This is a genomic window from Microvirga tunisiensis (genome assembly GCF_009296175.1).
GTDB lineage: Bacteria > Pseudomonadota > Alphaproteobacteria > Rhizobiales > Beijerinckiaceae > Microvirga > Microvirga tunisiensis.
Genome location: NZ_VOSK01000710.1, coordinates 1 through 1,606 on the forward strand (window position 1 = coordinate 1; position 1,606 = coordinate 1,606).

At 62.5% G+C, this 1,606-nt stretch carries 1 protein-coding gene and 1 pseudogene; one reads left to right on the forward strand and one right to left on the reverse strand.

The annotated features are described in order from the left end of the window. The first annotated feature begins 398 nt into the window (after positions 1-398). Positions 399-1,340, forward strand: coding sequence for an IS5 family transposase (locus FS320_RS43055; protein ID WP_152718608.1), 942 nt, complete (start codon positions 399-401; stop codon positions 1,338-1,340). A gap of 101 nt (positions 1,341-1,441) precedes the next feature. Here FS320_RS43055 and FS320_RS43060 read toward each other — a convergent pair. After that, a pseudogene (locus tag FS320_RS43060) lies at positions 1,442-1,606 on the reverse strand (LysR family transcriptional regulator); the annotation flags it as partial.

Consider the following 1,606-nt stretch of genomic DNA (forward strand, 5'->3'; position numbering starts at 1 on the left):
AAGCCGAGGGACAGATCACGCGCCTCAAACTCTTCAAGCGCTCGATGTACGGACGAGCCAACTTCGATCTCCTACGCCGGAGAGTGCTCCTGGCCGCGTAATCCACGCAATGTGCGGGAGAGCCGCGCATTCGGGGGAAGATCAAGTGCCTGCATCGGCGCCTCCCGGACCAGACGATCCTCCGAGAGGAAATAGCTGCCTGGGAGGCTGAACGCAACAGGGGTAGAGCCACAGCACACTGGCGCTTCACGACCGCACAGGCGCGAACCAAATTGCAGCGTCTCTATCCCACATGATCACCGTGGCCCAGGACTAAATGAGACCTGTGCGCGGGTGGCCTCGACCCTTGGCTGCTTGGGTGATTCAATGGAATCGCTGGACACGACTGGAGCGGTCTCATGGCACGCCGTCAGATTGGACAGGAAGTCTTCGCGTTTGTCTCAAGCCCCACATTCCATTGCTGTTCCTCGGACCGGCTGTCAGGGCTGATCCAGTGGTCCTCTCTTGATCGGCACTTGGTCCACATCTACTGCGCCGCCAAGGGCGAATCGGCCTGGCCGCCGCTGGCCTTGTTCAAGGCTCTGCTGCTGGCGGTCTGGTACGACCTGTCGGACGTGAAGTTGGCCGAGGCGCTGGAGGACCGTGCCTCGTTCCGGCGCTTCTGCGGTTTCGCCGCCCACGAGGCAACACCGGAGCGCACCGCCTTCGTGCGCTTCCGGCGCGAACTGGTCGAGCGATCTCTCGACCAGGCGCTGTTCGACGAGGTGACGCGCCAACTCAAAGCCCAGGCGATCACTGTCAAAACCGGCACGCTGGTAGACGCCACCGTGATTGCCTCGGCGAGCCATCGGGACCATGAGGCCGCTTGGGCCGGTCACAAGAGACGCAAAGCCATTCACGGCTTCAAGGCTCATGTCGCGGCGGATGCTGACACGGCTCTGGTGGAGGAATTGACCGTCACGCCAGGCAACGTCCACGATGGACGGGCTGGCGGCGAGGCCCTTCCGGAGAATCCGGGCGATGTTTACGCCGACAGCGGTTATCGCGGTCGAACTTTCGCAACGGCCGTGCAGGCCAAGGGCGGACGCCCGTGCGTGGTCGAGACCGGAGTCTGGGGCCACCCAGGTGGCAACGCGTTGCGCAAGTTAAGGGTGTGGAACCATCGCGTTCAGCACGTGCGCTGTCGGATCGAGAAGGTCTTTGGCACCTGGAAACGCAGTTATGGCTTGCGGCGGATGTGCTGGATGGGGCGAGCCAAAGCAGCCCTGCAGGTCAGACTGACGGCGATGGCCTACAACCTGAAGCGGACGGCTGCGCTCATGATGCCGGAGGCCGCCTGATCAGGGGCAGGGTGCGCCTTCAGATACCCCTAATGCGAGCATCAGGAGTCGACACCGCTGGTCCGCGATGACGCGACGGGGAAGACATCTCTCACAGTCAATCAAGGCCGCGGTTTCGCTGCCCGCGCACGGGTCTCCATGAGATGTCCAATGGGCTCACATGGGGAAGTCATGAGGGACGCCTCCTGCAACAGCATCTCCCGCATCCAGATGCTTGCTGGATCAGTATTGTGAAAGGCCGGCCATTGTACGGCTTCGGTGAATGG